This window comes from Pseudomonas sp. IT-P171 (assembly GCF_949767765.1).
Classification (GTDB): Bacteria; Pseudomonadota; Gammaproteobacteria; order Pseudomonadales; family Pseudomonadaceae; genus Aquipseudomonas; species Aquipseudomonas fluorescens_B.
In genome coordinates this window covers 117,455-131,260 of sequence record NZ_CATKQN010000005.1, presented here as the reverse complement: position 1 = coordinate 131,260, position 13,806 = coordinate 117,455, and the positions used below count along the sequence as shown (strand labels likewise).

At 59.1% G+C, this 13,806-nt stretch carries 16 protein-coding genes; 6 read left to right on the top strand and 10 right to left on the bottom strand.

Annotated features, from left to right (window positions below):
* Positions 1 to 5: 5 nt before the first annotated feature.
* From ACM6I5_RS04755 to ACM6I5_RS04735, 5 genes are all read right to left on the bottom strand, one after another.
* Positions 6 to 542, bottom strand: coding sequence for a C40 family peptidase (locus ACM6I5_RS04755; RefSeq protein ID WP_017337262.1), 537 nt, complete (start codon positions 540 to 542; stop codon positions 6 to 8).
* Positions 543 to 764: 222 nt separating this feature from the next.
* On the bottom strand, positions 765 to 1,391 hold the full coding sequence (locus ACM6I5_RS04750; RefSeq protein WP_017337261.1) for a C40 family peptidase: 627 nt from the start codon (positions 1,389 to 1,391) through the stop codon (positions 765 to 767).
* Between the two features lie 213 nt (positions 1,392 to 1,604).
* Entirely contained in the window at positions 1,605 to 2,309 is a 705-nt protein-coding gene (gene hda / locus ACM6I5_RS04745) for a DnaA regulatory inactivator Hda (RefSeq protein WP_017337260.1), read from the bottom strand.
* Between the two features lie 230 nt (positions 2,310 to 2,539).
* Positions 2,540 to 3,613 (bottom strand): AI-2E family transporter, encoded by a 1,074-nt coding sequence (locus ACM6I5_RS04740; RefSeq protein ID WP_017337259.1) that lies wholly within the window; start codon positions 3,611 to 3,613, stop codon positions 2,540 to 2,542.
* A gap of 38 nt (positions 3,614 to 3,651) precedes the next feature.
* Entirely contained in the window at positions 3,652 to 4,710 is a 1,059-nt protein-coding gene (locus tag ACM6I5_RS04735; protein ID WP_414883284.1) for a DUF2066 domain-containing protein, read from the bottom strand.
* A gap of 384 nt (positions 4,711 to 5,094) precedes the next feature.
* Here ACM6I5_RS04735 and purM point away from each other — a divergent pair, with 384 nt between their 5' ends.
* The 5 genes from purM (at position 5,095) to ACM6I5_RS04710 (ending at position 9,138) form a co-directional block, all read left to right on the top strand.
* The gene (purM, locus tag ACM6I5_RS04730; RefSeq protein WP_010456810.1) at positions 5,095 to 6,153 is read left to right on the top strand and encodes a phosphoribosylformylglycinamidine cyclo-ligase; all 1,059 of its coding nucleotides are present in this window, start codon (positions 5,095 to 5,097) and stop codon (positions 6,151 to 6,153) included.
* On the top strand, positions 6,153 to 6,803 hold the full coding sequence (gene purN, locus ACM6I5_RS04725) for a phosphoribosylglycinamide formyltransferase (RefSeq protein WP_017337257.1): 651 nt from the start codon (positions 6,153 to 6,155) through the stop codon (positions 6,801 to 6,803). The genes purM and purN overlap by 1 nt, the downstream gene beginning before the upstream one ends.
* 8 nt (positions 6,804 to 6,811) lie before the next feature.
* The gene (locus ACM6I5_RS04720) at positions 6,812 to 7,525 is read left to right on the top strand and encodes a DUF3108 domain-containing protein (RefSeq protein WP_017337256.1); all 714 of its coding nucleotides are present in this window, start codon (positions 6,812 to 6,814) and stop codon (positions 7,523 to 7,525) included.
* A 265-nt stretch (positions 7,526 to 7,790) separates the two neighbouring features.
* Positions 7,791 to 8,207: an OsmC family protein gene (locus tag ACM6I5_RS04715; protein ID WP_017337255.1), complete on the top strand. Its 417-nt coding sequence runs from the start codon at positions 7,791 to 7,793 to the stop codon at positions 8,205 to 8,207.
* Positions 8,208 to 8,268: 61 nt separating this feature from the next.
* Entirely contained in the window at positions 8,269 to 9,138 is an 870-nt protein-coding gene (locus ACM6I5_RS04710; protein WP_414883283.1) for a pirin family protein, read from the top strand.
* A gap of 50 nt (positions 9,139 to 9,188) precedes the next feature.
* Here the strand turns inward: ACM6I5_RS04710 and htpG are convergent, their stop codons facing one another.
* The 3 genes from htpG to ACM6I5_RS04695 form a co-directional block, all read right to left on the bottom strand.
* Positions 9,189 to 11,093 carry a molecular chaperone HtpG gene (htpG, locus tag ACM6I5_RS04705; protein WP_031318553.1) on the bottom strand — a complete coding sequence of 635 codons (1,905 nt, stop codon included), beginning with the start codon at positions 11,091 to 11,093 and terminating at the stop codon, positions 9,189 to 9,191.
* Positions 11,094 to 11,174: 81 nt separating this feature from the next.
* A complete protein-coding gene (locus ACM6I5_RS04700; RefSeq protein ID WP_017337252.1) occupies positions 11,175 to 11,627 on the bottom strand; it encodes a PaaI family thioesterase in 453 nt (150 codons plus the stop codon).
* The gene (locus tag ACM6I5_RS04695; protein ID WP_017337251.1) at positions 11,624 to 12,100 is read right to left on the bottom strand and encodes a PaaI family thioesterase; all 477 of its coding nucleotides are present in this window, start codon (positions 12,098 to 12,100) and stop codon (positions 11,624 to 11,626) included. The genes ACM6I5_RS04700 and ACM6I5_RS04695 overlap by 4 nt, the downstream gene beginning before the upstream one ends.
* Before the next feature lie 159 nt (positions 12,101 to 12,259).
* Between ACM6I5_RS04695 and ACM6I5_RS04690 the strand changes: the two genes are divergently transcribed.
* Positions 12,260 to 12,493, top strand: coding sequence for a hypothetical protein (locus ACM6I5_RS04690; protein WP_017337250.1), 234 nt, complete (start codon positions 12,260 to 12,262; stop codon positions 12,491 to 12,493).
* Between the two features lie 67 nt (positions 12,494 to 12,560).
* On the opposite strand, the gene ACM6I5_RS04685 is transcribed toward ACM6I5_RS04690, so the two are convergent.
* Both ACM6I5_RS04685 and ACM6I5_RS04680 read right to left on the bottom strand, forming a co-directional pair.
* On the bottom strand, positions 12,561 to 12,962 hold the full coding sequence (locus ACM6I5_RS04685; RefSeq protein WP_414878542.1) for an MAPEG family protein: 402 nt from the start codon (positions 12,960 to 12,962) through the stop codon (positions 12,561 to 12,563).
* Positions 12,962 to 13,699 carry a DUF599 domain-containing protein gene (locus ACM6I5_RS04680; RefSeq protein WP_017337248.1) on the bottom strand — a complete coding sequence of 246 codons (738 nt, stop codon included), beginning with the start codon at positions 13,697 to 13,699 and terminating at the stop codon, positions 12,962 to 12,964. The genes ACM6I5_RS04685 and ACM6I5_RS04680 overlap by 1 nt, the downstream gene beginning before the upstream one ends.
* Positions 13,700 to 13,806 lie beyond the last annotated feature (107 nt).

Sequence of the window (13,806 nt, the reverse complement as noted above, 5' to 3'; positions counted from 1 at the left end):
GCGAATCAAGGGTTACGCGCCAGATGCTCAGGTTGCAGGACACGCTTGGCGCTGAGGTAGGCTTTCTGCCAATAAGCTTTGGACAAGCTGTCGAGCTTCACCGTGCCGCCCGTGGCTGGCGCATGGACGAAGCGGCCTTCACCGACGTAGATCCCGGCGTGGCTGACCTGAGAGCCGCCATTGGTGGCGAAGAAAATCAGGTCGCCGGTTTGCAGGCCTTCCTTGCCGACACTGGCCGCTTGCATGCTGATCATCTCGCGGGTGGTGCGCGGCAGCGAGATGCCAGTGACGTCACGGTAGACATAACCGATCAGGCCGCTGCAATCGAATCCGGAATCCGGCGTGTTGCCGCCCCAGCGATAAGGCGTGCCCACCAGACCCAACGCGCGAAACAGCACGTCTTCGGCCTCAGGGGAAAAGGGTTGGGGTGACCCGAAAACAATCGGCGCACGAACCACCGGCGCAGGTGGCGGTGTACGGCTGGCGCATGCGCTGAGCAGCGCTGCGAAGAACATGAGTGCGAGGCGGGCCGACATCGTCATAAGCAGAACATCCTGATCTGGCTGCGGCTTTTTTCTGCCGACAGGGCAGAAAAGAAAACCGCCTGCGCAGGACGCAGGCGGTTTGCCATCAATAATAGATCAGGATTCTAGCGGCTATGCGGCAAACTTCAAGTAAGACTTTAAGTTCGCCTTACAAACTATCCGCCTACTCTGTCGCAGAGAGGCTTTTTGTCGCCACTGACGTGGCGACAGGATCAAGCATTACTTGCGTGCCGTGACCACGGTCGGGGCCATCGCGAGTGCGCGCTTGGCTTCGATGAAGGTCTTGCTCCAGTAGCTGTCGCCCAGGCTATCGACCCGGACCCCACCGCTTTTGCGGCTGCTGGAGTGGATGAACTGGTTGTCACCGAGGTAGATCCCGGCGTGACTGACACGACCGCGGCGGCCATTGGTCGCGAAGAACAGCAGATCGCCCGGCTTGAGCGCGCTGCGAGCAACCAGCGGCGCGTCCACGTTGATCATTTCGCGAGTTGAGCGCGGCAGGTTCATGCCGGCCTCTTCCCGGAACAGGTAACCGATGAAACCGCTGCAATCAAAACCCGCCTCGGAGGTGCCGCCGAAACGGTAACGGGTACCGATCAGGGACATGCCACGCTCAAGGATGCTGTCGGCGAGCACCGGAAGCTGGTACGACTTGCCGTCGGCGAAGTCAGCCAGTTCTTTATCGGTGGCCAGCTCTTCCTGGAAAAGAACGGAAGAGGATTGCGCAGTAACTGAATTTTTTACCTGCTGCTGAGGCGCTTGCTCCGACACTGGAGAGTGGGCAGCGCAACCGAACAACAGGGTGACGAGTGCGAGAGGCACGAGGGGTGCAAAGCGATTTAGCATGGGCACGACCGTGGCTGATAGTTGTAAAGAAGCCGAGACTATGCCCGCTATCATCCTCATTTGCAAATTCAATCGAACTTTATGTGACTTTCCGGTTTCGCGTTTCCATCTAAGCGCTTAAGCCCCATTTAGACGCTTGCGCGGCCTACACCCTGTAGGAACGCGAACTTTTTGGCGCCTGAAATATGCCAAAAGCCTTGTAGGACTTGGGCTTTACCAGCCCAGCGTCTCTTTTAGAAACGGAATGGTCAGCTTGCGCTGAGCTTGAAGGGAGGCCTGATCGAGACGCTCAAGCAGCTCGAACAGCGCACTCATGCTGCGAGTGCCACGGGTCAAGATAAAATGTCCGACTTCGTCGGTCAGGTGCAATCCGCGACGGGACGCACGCAGTTGCAGGGCGCGCAATTTGTCTTCGTCGGACAGCGGTCGCATCTGGAAGATCAGCGCCAGCGTGAGTCGGGATTTCAGGTCCGCCAGCTTCACCGGCAGTTCACGCGGTGACGTCGATGCGGCAATCAGCAGGCGCCGACCGCTGTCACGCAGGCGATTGAACAGATGGAACAACGCCTCTTCCCAGTCCGCCTTGCCGGCCACCGCCTGCAGATCATCCAGGCAGACCAGTTCGTACTGTTCGAGGTTGTCGAGAATTTCGATGCCGCGATCCATCAACTCGGCCAGTGGCAGATACACCGCCGTCTCACCCATCTGTTCGAAGCGCAAGCAGGCCGCCTGCAACAGATGCGTGCGCCCTACCCCGTGCTTGCCCCAGAGATAAATCAGGCTTTCGGTCCAGCCGGCGTCGGCTTCGCACAGCCGCTCGACATAGCCGAGTGCAGCGGCATTGGCGCCTGGGTAGTAATTGATAAAGGTAGCGTCATCACGCAGACGCACACCTAGGGGCAGCTGAATCGGTTTCATGCTGACTGAACAGTTCCAAAGGAACCGTTAGTGGCCTCTGTGTAAAGTTTGCGAAGTTTATACCCGTGAAGCTGACCGCACAATGCGACAGACCATAAGCAAAATCAAAGGTTTGCGTTATCGCACTGGTTTCATGAGCGTTTCTTTGGCGGCGCATGTGACAGCCGCCCATGGGACAGAGGCCAGCCTGGCACTGGACCAGGCTGCCCGCGACGCGTCATCGAAGACCTCTAGAGCTCAGGTTCGTCGACGCCACCGTAGATATCCGAATCTTTATACAAATCATGCACATGGCGCACAAGAACCATAATCACCGCCGCCACCGGGAGCGCCAGCAGCACGCCGGTAAAACCGAACAGCTCACCACCGGCCAGGATCGCAAAGATAACCGCCACCGGGTGCAGACCGATCCGGTCGCCCACCAGCAACGGTGTGAGCACCATGCCCTCCAGCGCCTGGCCAACCATGAACACCGCGACGATGCCAACCATGGGGTACAAGTCGCCACCGAACTGGAACAGGCCGGCAATCAGCGCCGCACCTATCCCGATGACAAACCCCATGTACGGCACAATCGCCGCCAGGCCGGCGATCATCCCGATCAGCAGCCCCAGCTCGAGCCCTACCAGCATCAGGCCCGCCGAATAGATCACGCCCAGCGCCACCATCACCAGCAATTGCCCGCGCACGAACGCGCCGAGCACTTCATGGCATTCGCCCGCCAGGATCACCACGCGCTCTTCCCGGTCACGAGGCAACAGGCTGCGGATCTTGGCCATCATCAGGTCCCAGTCCCGCAACAGATAAAAGCTCACCACCGGGATCAGCACCAGATTGGCCAGCCATCCGATCAATGCAAGGCCCGATGCAGTCGCCTGACTCAGCACCACGCCGACGATGTCGGTGGTCTGGCCCATGTGTTCGCTGATCGCCGCCTTGAGCTTGTCGAACTTCCAGAAACCATCCGACAACCCGAACTTCGATTGCGCCCATGGCAATGCGGTGTGCTGCAACCAGTCGAGCATCTGCGGCGCCAGTTCATACAAGCGAAACAACTGCTTGGCGAGCATCGGCACCAGCACCAGCAACAAGGTGGTGAAGATCAAGGTGAACAGCGCGAACACCGCCACTACGCCCCAGGTCCGGGACAGACCGGCCTTTTCCAGCCGATCCACCAGCGGGTCGAACAAATAGGCCAACAGCAGCGCCACCAGAAACGGCGTGAGAATCGGATGCAACAGCCAGATAAACGCGCAGAGCAGAACCACCCCACCCAACCAGAACCAACGCCGCGTATCGGCCATGTACCACTCCATATGCATCTATATAAAGAAAGAAAACCTTACCAACGGAAACGCAACTGCGGCACCGGTGCGGGCGGTGGCGCGACAGCAGGCGCCGAACCCTGGGCCACCGGCTGAACAGGCACGCTCGGTGCCGGGGCCTCACCCGCCGGAACCTCTTGCAACTTCGCCAGCGACAACTGCGACCGCAACTGTTCGGCGCTGCCATTGACCCGGTAGAGAGCCCGGTCAGCGTCAACACTCTGCAGGCGCGCGCCAAACGGCTCCAGCAAACGCCCAAGTGTCGCGTAACGCTCCAGGTTCATGCCCTGCACTTCCAGCAACTGCTCGCCCGAACTGCCGGGCTTGACCACAAAGCGGGGCGCCAGGCGCTGACTGACCGCGAGCAGTACCGCATCGGCGACCGCGGCCTGATCCGCGCCCTGCACGCTGCCCGCTTCCTTCTGATCGCCCAGCCACAAATGCCATTTGGCCTGCCACTGACCACCCTCTTCACGGGCATGCACGGCCAGCAAGGCGTCAGCATTGTAGCGATCCGATGCGCCGCGCAACGGCGTCGCATCGGTGCCTTCAAGATTCGGCGCGGTGGCGACCAGTTGCTCGCTCAGGTCCGCCAGTGGCAGGCGCAGCGGCAGACCACGGTGTTGTGCCGCGCGACGCAGTGGCGCCGCACTGGCCTGGCCATCACCCACCAGGCTCGAACCTTCGGTTGAGTCGTTCAGCCACCACGTCAGGATCGATGGCCGGTTCGCGCCCCACAGCGACAGCCCGGCACGGCGCAACGCCTGCTCGGTGCTGGCCGGGTCGAAATCCACCTTCAGCACTTCCGGCGGACCGGCTTCGAAACCGTACTGGCTGATGATCTGCTGCGGGTCCTTGCGAATGGCCGCCAACCCCGGACTTTGCCCGGCCTTGGGATCGCCGGTCAGGCGCAACACCAGCGTGTCGAGCGCGCGCTGGGTGGCTTGATCACGCTCTTCTGGCGCCTGACTGGTGACAGGCTCGCGCACCTGATAAAGGCTTTTGACGGTTTCGGCCTGACTCGCCAGGCTGGCCAGAGACAAACAGCCCACAAACAATGATCTGAAAAAACGCATGGAAGATTCCTGACGACAAGGGCGGCTGGAACTGACCGCATGAAGACAATCGAGCAAGGCTGTGACCATCGCCCGACGTAAAACATTCACGCGTCCCGGTTAAGTTTTTCGCACTGCCATAACGATAGACGGTTAATCGCGATACCTTATACAGCCAAGCGGGAGGCGACCAACACGGGCAATCGTGGTTTTTTTGTATCGATATGCCCCTGCTGTCGGCCTGAGGATGGCCGCTGCCCCTCAAGCCTGATAAAATCGCGCGCCTTCGCAGACCGGCAACAGCCGGGCACCCTGAAATTCGCGCAAGGCACATGCCCTTCGTTTGTTTCGGCGGTCCCACTGGACTCGGTCGTTACCCCTGAATCCCCCCTAAAGGCCTGGATCATGAGCAAGCAACCCTCCCTGAGCTACAAGGACGCCGGTGTAGACATCGACGCCGGTGAAGCATTGGTCGAACGCATCAAGAGCGTCGCCAAGCGCACTGCGCGCCCGGAAGTCATGGGCGGCCTGGGCGGTTTCGGCGCCCTCTGCGAAATCCCGGCCGGCTACAAGCAGCCTGTGCTGGTTTCCGGCACTGACGGCGTCGGCACCAAGCTGCGTCTGGCGCTGAACCTGAACAAGCACGACAGCATCGGCATCGACCTGGTGGCCATGTGCGTGAATGACCTGGTGGTCTGCGGCGCCGAGCCGCTGTTCTTCCTCGACTACTACGCCACCGGCAAACTCAACGTTGAAACCGCGACCCAGGTCGTGACCGGTATCGGCGCAGGCTGCGAACTGTCCGGTTGCTCCCTGGTGGGCGGCGAAACCGCTGAAATGCCGGGCATGTACGAAGGCGAAGACTACGACCTGGCCGGCTTCTGCGTCGGCGTCGTGGAAAAATCCGAAATCATCGACGGTTCGAAAGTCGCTGCCGGCGATGCCCTGCTCGCCCTGCCGTCTTCCGGCCCGCACTCCAACGGCTACTCGCTGATCCGCAAGATCATCGAAGTGTCCGGTGCCGACATCGAAAACATCCAGCTCGACGGCAAGCCGCTGACCGACCTGCTGATGGCCCCGACCCGCATCTACGTGAAGCCGTTGTTGAAGCTGATCAAGGACACCGGCGCCGTCAAAGCCATGGCCCACATCACGGGCGGCGGCCTGCTGGACAACATCCCGCGCGTGCTGCCAAAAGGCGCTCAAGCGGTGGTTGACGTTGCAAGCTGGACTCGCCCTGCCGTGTTCGACTGGCTGCAAGAGAAAGGCAACGTCGACGAAAACGAAATGCACCGCGTGCTGAACTGCGGCGTTGGCATGGTGATCTGCGTGGCTCAAGAGCACGTTGAAACCGCGCTGAACGTACTGCGTGAAGCGGGCGAGCAGCCTTGGGTCATCGGCCAGATCGCCACCGCTGCCGAAGGCGCGGCCCAGGTTGAACTGAAGAACCTCAAGGCTCATTGATGTCTCAGACCTGTGATGTGGTGGTGCTGTTGTCCGGCACCGGCAGTAACTTGCAGGCCCTGATCGACAGCACGCGGACCGGCGACAGCCCGGTCCGCATCGCCGCGGTGATTTCCAACCGCGCCGACGCCTACGGCCTGCAACGTGCCAGGGATGCGGGCATCGACACCCGCTCCCTGGATCACAAGGCGTTCGAAGGCCGCGAAGCCTTCGATGCCGCGCTGATCGAACTGATCGACGCCTTCAATCCCAAACTCGTGGTCCTGGCCGGTTTCATGCGCATCCTCAGCGCTGACTTCGTGCGCCACTACGCGGGACGCCTGCTCAACATCCATCCCTCGCTGCTACCCAAATACAAAGGGTTACACACTCATCAGCGCGCGCTGGAGGCCGGCGACACTGAACACGGCTGTTCCGTGCACTTTGTCACCGAGGAACTCGATGGCGGACCACTGGTCGTACAGGCAGTAATACCGGTAGAGTTGCATGATTCGCCGCAGAGTCTGGCGCAGCGAGTTCACACCCAGGAACACCTGATCTACCCGATGGCCGTACGCTGGTTTGCCGAAGGTCGTTTATCTCTCGGTGAACAAGGTGCTTTACTGGATGGCAAGTTACTCGCGGCCAGCGGCCACTTGATTCGAACCTAGGAGATTTTATGCGTCGCGCCCTGCTCTTCGCTTGCGCTCTGCTTGCCCTGCCTTTCGCGCAGGCCACAGAACTTCAACCCTTCTCCGCCAGCTACACCGCCGACTGGAAGCAGCTTCCAATGAGCGGCACTGCCGAGCGCAGCCTGACCAAGGAAGCCAACGGCGTCTGGAAGCTCAGCTTCAAGGCCTCGATGATGATCGCCAGCCTGACCGAAGAAAGCACCCTGACCCTGGACAAGGACACCCTGCTGCCACAGTCCTACCACTTTGAACGCGGGGGCCTGGGCAAAGCCAAAAAGGCCGACCTGGATTTCGACTGGACCACCAAAAAGGTCACCGGCACCGATCGTGGTGACGCCGTCAACATTCCGCTCAACCGCGGCATGGTCGACAAATCCACCTATCAGCTGGCCCTGCAACACGACGTGGCCGCCGGCAAGAAAAGCATGAGCTATCAGGTGGTCGATGATGGTGAAGTCGATACCTATGACTTCCGCGTGCTGGGTTCGGAAAAAGTCGACACCAAGGCTGGCCAGATCGACGCGATCAAGGTCGAGCGCGTGCGCGATCCGACACAAAGCAAGCGCATCACCGTGCTGTGGTTCGCCAAGGACTGGGATTACCTGCTGGTCCGCCTGCAACAGGTCGAAACCGACGGCAAGGAGTACAACATCATGCTCCTCGACGGCAAGGTCAACGGCAAGGCTGTCAAAGGCAGCTGATCCGGATCGACACAAGAAGCCTCGCTAATGCGGGGCTTTTTTTCGCCTGACGCAAAGTAACCTGTGGCGAGGGAGCTTGCTCCCGCTGGGTTGCGAAACGACCCCAAAAAAAGGGACGGCTACACAGTCCTGCGGGAGCGAGCCCCCTCGCCATAGGGAATTGCAATTGCTTCAAACAAGAAAGTGGAACGCGTATCAGGAGGAATGCTCTATACCTTCAAGGTCTTTTTTGATCGAATGACTTTTCCTACTGCCGAGGTTTCCCATGACAGTCACCGTCAATACCGTTTCCGCCGAAGGTTATCGTCACAGCGTACAAATCGATGACCACGAACTCTTTGCCGATGTGCCGACTTCCGCCGGCGGTGAAGGCTCGGCACCCGAGCCACATGATTACTTCGACGCAGCGCTCGGCGCGTGCAAGGCCCTGACCCTGAAGCTGTACGCGAAGAAAAAAGACATTCCGCTGACGGGTGTTGGTGTCGAGGTCAAACGCGACAACAGCGAAGAACAGAAAGGCAAATATGTCTTGCACGTCAAACTGACCCTCAAAGGTGTGCTCACCGACGCGCAACGTGACGAACTGCACCGCGTGGCTGACCGTTGCCCTGTGCACAAGCTGATGACCACTACTGAAGTCAGCATCGAAACCCATCTGTCCGAAGGCGCGTTCAGCCAATAGCGGCAAGGGCCGGGCAAGCGGGTTATGCTCCACGCGTCACCCGCTCAGCCTGGAATGCACCATGAACACTCTCCTCGTGATCCGCCCCCGCGCCGAAGATGTTGAAGGCCAGCCGATTCTTCGTCCGCTACCGTCAGCCAAATGCCGCAGCGTCGGGACTTTTGTGTTTTTCGACCATATGCTCGAAACCCGTTATCCGGCGGGCAAAGGCATGAACATCCGTCAGCATCCGCACATTGGTCTATCGACCCTCACCTACTTGTTCGAAGGAAAAATCCAGCACAAGGACAGCCTCGGTTCCGATCAGGTGGTAGAGGCCGGAGACGTCAGCTGGATGACCGCCGGCAGCGCGATTGCCCACGTCGAGCGCACGCCCCAGGCATTGAAGGACAGCGGATTCACGATGCACGGCTTGCAGATCTGGCTGGCATCGCCAAAGGAACATGAGCAGGGACCGGGACACTACAGCCACCATCCGGCGGCCACACTGCCGGTCAGCGACAACCTCGGGGTGAAGATCCGGATGATCGCCGGGTCAGGCTTCTGCCTGGAATCGCCGGTGCCGGTGCTTTCTCCTACGCTGTACGCGGAACTGAACCTGCAGACAGCGACCACGCTGCTGATTCCCACCGAGCATGAAGAACGGGCGCTGTACGTGTTGAGCGGCGAATTGCAGCTCGATGGCGAGCTGATAGAACCCCATGCGCTGGTGGTGCTGCCTGCGGGGGAAGAGATGACGTTGTTCGCCGAGAGCGACTGTCATGCGGTGCTGTTGGGTGGTGCGCCGCTGGATGGGCCACGAAGGATCAACTGGAATTTTGTGGCAAGCGATCCGGCGGCTATCGATGAAGCCCGTCGGCGCTGGGCAGCCGGGGATTGGCCGACGGTGCCCGGGGAAGTTGAGCGGATCGAACTGCCCCCCGCCCGCTAAAGCCCAGGAATAAAAAAACCCGCCGAAGCGGGTTTTTTTGTACAACGCCGTTAAACCGACAGTTCAACCAGCAGCTTGTTGAGGCGGCGCACATACGCGGCCGGGTCCTTCAAGCTGTCGCCGGCCGCCAGGGCCGCCTGATCGAAGAGAATGTGCGACAGGTCGCCGAAGCGCTCGTCGCTCTGCTCGTTGTCGAGTTTCTCGATCAGCGGGTGGGCCGGGTTGAACTCGAAGATCGGCTTCGAATCCGGAACCTTCTGACCACTGGCTTCGAGGATCTGGCGCATCTGCAGGCCCAGGTCCTGTTCGCCGATAGCCAGAATCGCCGGAGAGTCGGTCAGACGGTGGGAAACCCGCACTTCAGCAACCGAATCACCCAGTGCAGTTTTCAGACGCTCGACCAGACCCTCTTTGGACTTGGCGACTTCTTCCGCGGCCTTCTTGTCCTCTTCCGAGTCCAGATTGCCCAGGTCCAGGTCACCGCGCGCCACGTCAACGAAGCTCTTGCCGTCGAAATCGCTGAGGTAGCTCATCAGCCACTCGTCAATACGATCGGTCAACAGCAGCACTTCGATGCCTTTCTTGCGGAAGACTTCCAGGTGCGGGCTGTTTTTGACTTGCGCGTAAGTTTCGCCAGTCAGGTAGTAAATCTTGTCCTGACCTTCCTTGGCGCGAGCCAGGTACTCGGCCAGACCCACGACCTGCTCCCCTTCTTCACCCTGAGTGGACGCGAAACGCAGCAAGCCGGCGATTTTCTCTTTGTTGGCGAAGTCTTCTGCCGGGCCTTCTTTCATGACCTGACCGAAATTTTTCCAGAAGCCCTTGTATTGCTCAGGCTCGTTTTTCGCCAGTTTTTCCAGCATGTCCAGAACACGCTTGGTCAGCGCCGACTTCATGGAATCGATGATCGGGTCTTTCTGCAGGATTTCCCGCGACACGTTCAGCGACAGGTCATTGGAATCGACCACGCCTTTGATGAAGCGCAGGTACAGCGGCAGGAACGACTCGGCTTGATCCATCACGAACACACGCTGCACATACAGCTTCAGGCCTTTCGGCGCTTCACGCTGGTACAGGTCGAACGGAGCACGGGTCGGAACATAAAGCAGCGAGCTGTACTCGAGCTTGCCTTCGACCTTGTTGTGGCTCCAGCTCAGCGGGTTTTCGAAGTCATGAGCGATGTGCTTGTAGAACTCCTGATATTCCTCGTCCTTGATCTCGGTGCGAGGACGGGTCCACAGGGCGCTGGCGCGGTTGACGGTTTCCCACTCAACGGCTGGCTTCTCTTCACCCTCGGCGGCGGCCACTTCTTTCGGCAACTCGATCGGCAAAGCGATGTGGTCGGAGTACTTCTTGATGATGTTGCGCAGGCGCCAGCCATCGGCGAACTCGTCTTCACCGGACTTCAGGTGCAGCACGATGCGAGTGCCGCGCTCGGCTTTCTCGACGGTGGCCACTTCAAAATCGCCTTCGCCCTTCGACGACCAGTGCACGCCTTCGCTGGCGGCAGCACCGGCACGACGGCTGAACACGTCAACTTTGTCGGCGACGATGAATGCGGAGTAGAAACCCACGCCAAATTGACCGATCAGGTGCGAATCTTTTTTCTGATCGCCAGACAGGTGTTTCATGAAATCGGCGGTGCCGGATTTGGCAATCGTGCCCAGGTGGGTGATCGCATCTTCACGGCTCATGCCGATACCGTTGTCTTCGAGGGTGACGGTTTTAGCGTCCTTGTCGAAGCTCACACGGATTTTCAGTTCGGCGCCACCTTCCAGCAACTCAGGCTTGGACAGGGCTTCGAAACGTAATTTGTCGACAGCGTCAGAGGCGTTCGAGATCAATTCGCGAAGGAAGATTTCCTTGTTGGAATACAGCGAATGGATCATGAGGTGCAGCAGTTGCTTCACCTCGGTCTGGAAGCCCAGGGTTTCCTTTTGAGTTTCCACACTCATGGTCATCAAACTCCAATCAGATGGCAGTGGCCGCGACCTTCAGGGTCGGCGGCGGGTTGTCATCAAAGTTGGGGGCTCGGATCAGGATTTCAAGGGCTCATCGATTTTGAAGTGGGCACGGGCGGTGGCAATTGGCTCGGCTTCGGTGCTTTGCCAGGCGGTTACCGCCACGTTTGCGACACGTCGACCCTGACGACACACCTGGCATCTGGCCCAGGTGTCGCGAAACTGCCCCGTGCGCAGGTAGTCGAGGGAAAAGTCGATGATCTTCGGCACGCCCGGCGAACCGGTGAGAATCAGCAGGTGCAGCGCGGCGGACAGCTCCATGAACCCGGCAATCACACCACCATGAATTGCCGGCAGCAAAGGGTTACCAATGTTGTCCTTGTTCGCCGGGAGGCGAAACAGCAGGTCATCCCCGACCCGCGAGCATTCGACGCCGATCAGTTTGGCGTAGGGAATCAGGTGCAGCAGCGCGGCGTAGTCGCCCTGCTCATGGGCCTGTTGCAGTTGTTCCTTGAAGTTGTCGATCATTTCGCCCCTCCGGCGATGGCGCCACCGAAGCCTTTGGTGCCTTTGACGCCCTTGCCCATGCGCATGAACGTGCCCACCACATGGGCGATAGGCTGTTCGGGATCATCCTGATAGGCAAAACCACGGGCGAAGATCACGTCCGTGGTGACCCGATAGCACTGGGCAAAGCCATACACATCCTTGTGCGGCTCGGCCGCGTGCATGTAGTCGATGCGCAGATCGAGGGTCGGGCAGACTTCGAACTCGGGCAACACGCAAAGGGTGGACATGCCACACGCGGTGTCCATCAAGGTCGTCAGCGCACCGCCGTGGATCACGCCGGTTTGCGGGTTACCGATGATTTGCGGGCTGTACGGCAGAATCACGGTAAGCCCGCCACTGCTGACGCTGTGAACTCGCAGCCCGAGTACCTGACAGTGTCGCAATGCCGATAAAAATCGCGTCGCACGCTCAAAAACGGGGTTTTCGGCCATTTGATAAAAACTCTTCTTAGTATTCCGACACCGCACTAGGCGGATTCGGTAAAAGTTCCCGTGGGAATTATCTTATATATCTGAACGAATTGAGGAACTTAACCCTGTTGGCTGTGCTCGAAAGGCCAAGTAGATATTTTCCATAAGGAGAAACACCCCATGCGTAAGACTTTAGCTATTGCCTTGATGTTGACCGCTTCCCTCGGTCTCGCAGCCTGCGATAAAAAATCCGAGGACAAAGCTCAAGAAGCCAACGAACATGCTGAGCAGGCTCAGCAAGACATGAACAAAGCTCAGGATAAAGTGAACGACGCAGCGAAAGAAAACGCCGAAGCCGCCAAAGCTCAGGCTGAATCGAACGAAGCCGCTGTGAAAGAAGCACCTAAAAACTAAATCAGTTTTTAGCGTGATAAAGAAGACCCGCCAAGTGCGGGTTTTCTTTTGCCTGTCATTTGCCCTGCTAGAGCAAAATAGTTCTAAAAGTCGGACTAATCATCAGTAGCAACGAACACACTAGCCCGACAACCCACACCAGACTTCGTTGCCAGGCGAGATCGCCCCAATAGCACAGTAAGTAAATGACTCGCGTGATCACAAAGATGATTGCCAGCGAGTCAATCAGCCATCCCGCCGTCTGCGTGGTGTGCGCCATCAACACCCCCACCGCGAACAATATGAAGGCTTCGAAGCAGTTCTGATGGGCCGCTACCGCGCGGGCACCGAAGCCGGTGAGTTGGGCCTGCTGCTGGCGAGGCAGGTGATTGTTGTAACCACCCTGCTCTTTCATGGCCTTGGCCACCGGCATGCGGGCTACGTAAATCAGCAAGGCGCTGATCAACACACACCAGAACGGAATACTCATCAAGCAGCCTCTTTGTTCGCTTCAGGCAAGGGCGCCTCTGTAGGGGTATAGACCATCACGTCGAGAACGTCGGAATGAAACTCCCGGCGATAGAGCACCAGCACTACGCCGGCACTCATCAACATGAACAACCAGGGGCTGACGAACCAGGCCAGCATGGTCATGCCGAAGTAATAGGAGCGCAGGCCGAAGTTGAACTGGTTGGCGGCCATCGAGATGACACGCGCCGCCCGGGCCGCAAACGCTTTGCGCTCCTGCTCCGAGACATGGCGCTCGCCGACCATGGGTGCCGAACCGATCAGAATGGCCGCGAAGTTGTATTGGCGCATGCACCAGCTGAACGTAAAGAACGCATACACAAACACCAGCGCCAGGCACAGCAACTTGATCTCGGACATCCCCTGGGAGGCCTGCTGCACCATCGGGATATCCGCCAGCAACGACACGGCCCGTTCCGACGCGCCCAGCACGGTGAGAATGCCAGCCAGGATAATCAGCGTGCTCGAGGCGAAGAACGAAGCGTTGCGTTCCAGGTTGCCGACCACGCTGGCGTCGGCGATACGGTTGTCGCGCAGCAGCATGCGGCGCATCCAGTCTTCGCGGTACAGATGCAGCACACTGGCCAGGCACGCGGTGTCGCGGCCTTTCCATGTCGCATAGCGGGTATAGCCGCCCCAACAGATGACAAACCAGGCGGCGGCGAGAATGTGGATCAGGTTGGCGTGGATGAACGACATGCAGGTCCTTGTGATGTGTTTGCGGAGGCTCCCGCAGGGGATTTGCAGTGTTTCGACGTTAGCTCACAAAAAAAGACACTGCGTCACGCGCATAAAAAATGCCCCGT

Bases quoted from the DNA above. Each gene is read 5' to 3' on its own strand.
- ACM6I5_RS04690 (WP_017337250.1), top strand. From the start codon at position 12,260: ATGCGTAAGACTTTAGCTATTGCCTTGATGTTGACCGCTTCCCTCGGT.
- purM (WP_010456810.1), top strand. From the start codon at position 5,095: ATGAGCAAGCAACCCTCCCTGAGCTACAAGGACGCCGGTGTAGACATC.
- ACM6I5_RS04755 (WP_017337262.1), bottom strand. From the start codon at position 542: ATGACGATGTCGGCCCGCCTCGCACTCATGTTCTTCGCAGCGCTGCTC.
- ACM6I5_RS04720 (WP_017337256.1), top strand. From the start codon at position 6,812: ATGCGTCGCGCCCTGCTCTTCGCTTGCGCTCTGCTTGCCCTGCCTTTC.
- ACM6I5_RS04735 (WP_414883284.1), bottom strand. From the start codon at position 4,710: ATGCGTTTTTTCAGATCATTGTTTGTGGGCTGTTTGTCTCTGGCCAGC.
- ACM6I5_RS04740 (WP_017337259.1), bottom strand. From the start codon at position 3,613: ATGGCCGATACGCGGCGTTGGTTCTGGTTGGGTGGGGTGGTTCTGCTC.
- ACM6I5_RS04695 (WP_017337251.1), bottom strand. From the start codon at position 12,100: ATGGCCGAAAACCCCGTTTTTGAGCGTGCGACGCGATTTTTATCGGCA.
- htpG (WP_031318553.1), bottom strand. From the start codon at position 11,093: ATGAGTGTGGAAACTCAAAAGGAAACCCTGGGCTTCCAGACCGAGGTG.
- ACM6I5_RS04715 (WP_017337255.1), top strand. From the start codon at position 7,791: ATGACAGTCACCGTCAATACCGTTTCCGCCGAAGGTTATCGTCACAGC.
- ACM6I5_RS04710 (WP_414883283.1), top strand. From the start codon at position 8,269: ATGAACACTCTCCTCGTGATCCGCCCCCGCGCCGAAGATGTTGAAGGC.
- hda (WP_017337260.1), bottom strand. From the start codon at position 2,309: ATGAAACCGATTCAGCTGCCCCTAGGTGTGCGTCTGCGTGATGACGCT.
- purN (WP_017337257.1), top strand. From the start codon at position 6,153: ATGTCTCAGACCTGTGATGTGGTGGTGCTGTTGTCCGGCACCGGCAGT.
- ACM6I5_RS04750 (WP_017337261.1), bottom strand. From the start codon at position 1,391: ATGCTAAATCGCTTTGCACCCCTCGTGCCTCTCGCACTCGTCACCCTG.
- ACM6I5_RS04680 (WP_017337248.1), bottom strand. From the start codon at position 13,699: ATGTCGTTCATCCACGCCAACCTGATCCACATTCTCGCCGCCGCCTGG.
- ACM6I5_RS04685 (WP_414878542.1), bottom strand. From the start codon at position 12,962: ATGAGTATTCCGTTCTGGTGTGTGTTGATCAGCGCCTTGCTGATTTAC.
- ACM6I5_RS04700 (WP_017337252.1), bottom strand. From the start codon at position 11,627: ATGATCGACAACTTCAAGGAACAACTGCAACAGGCCCATGAGCAGGGC.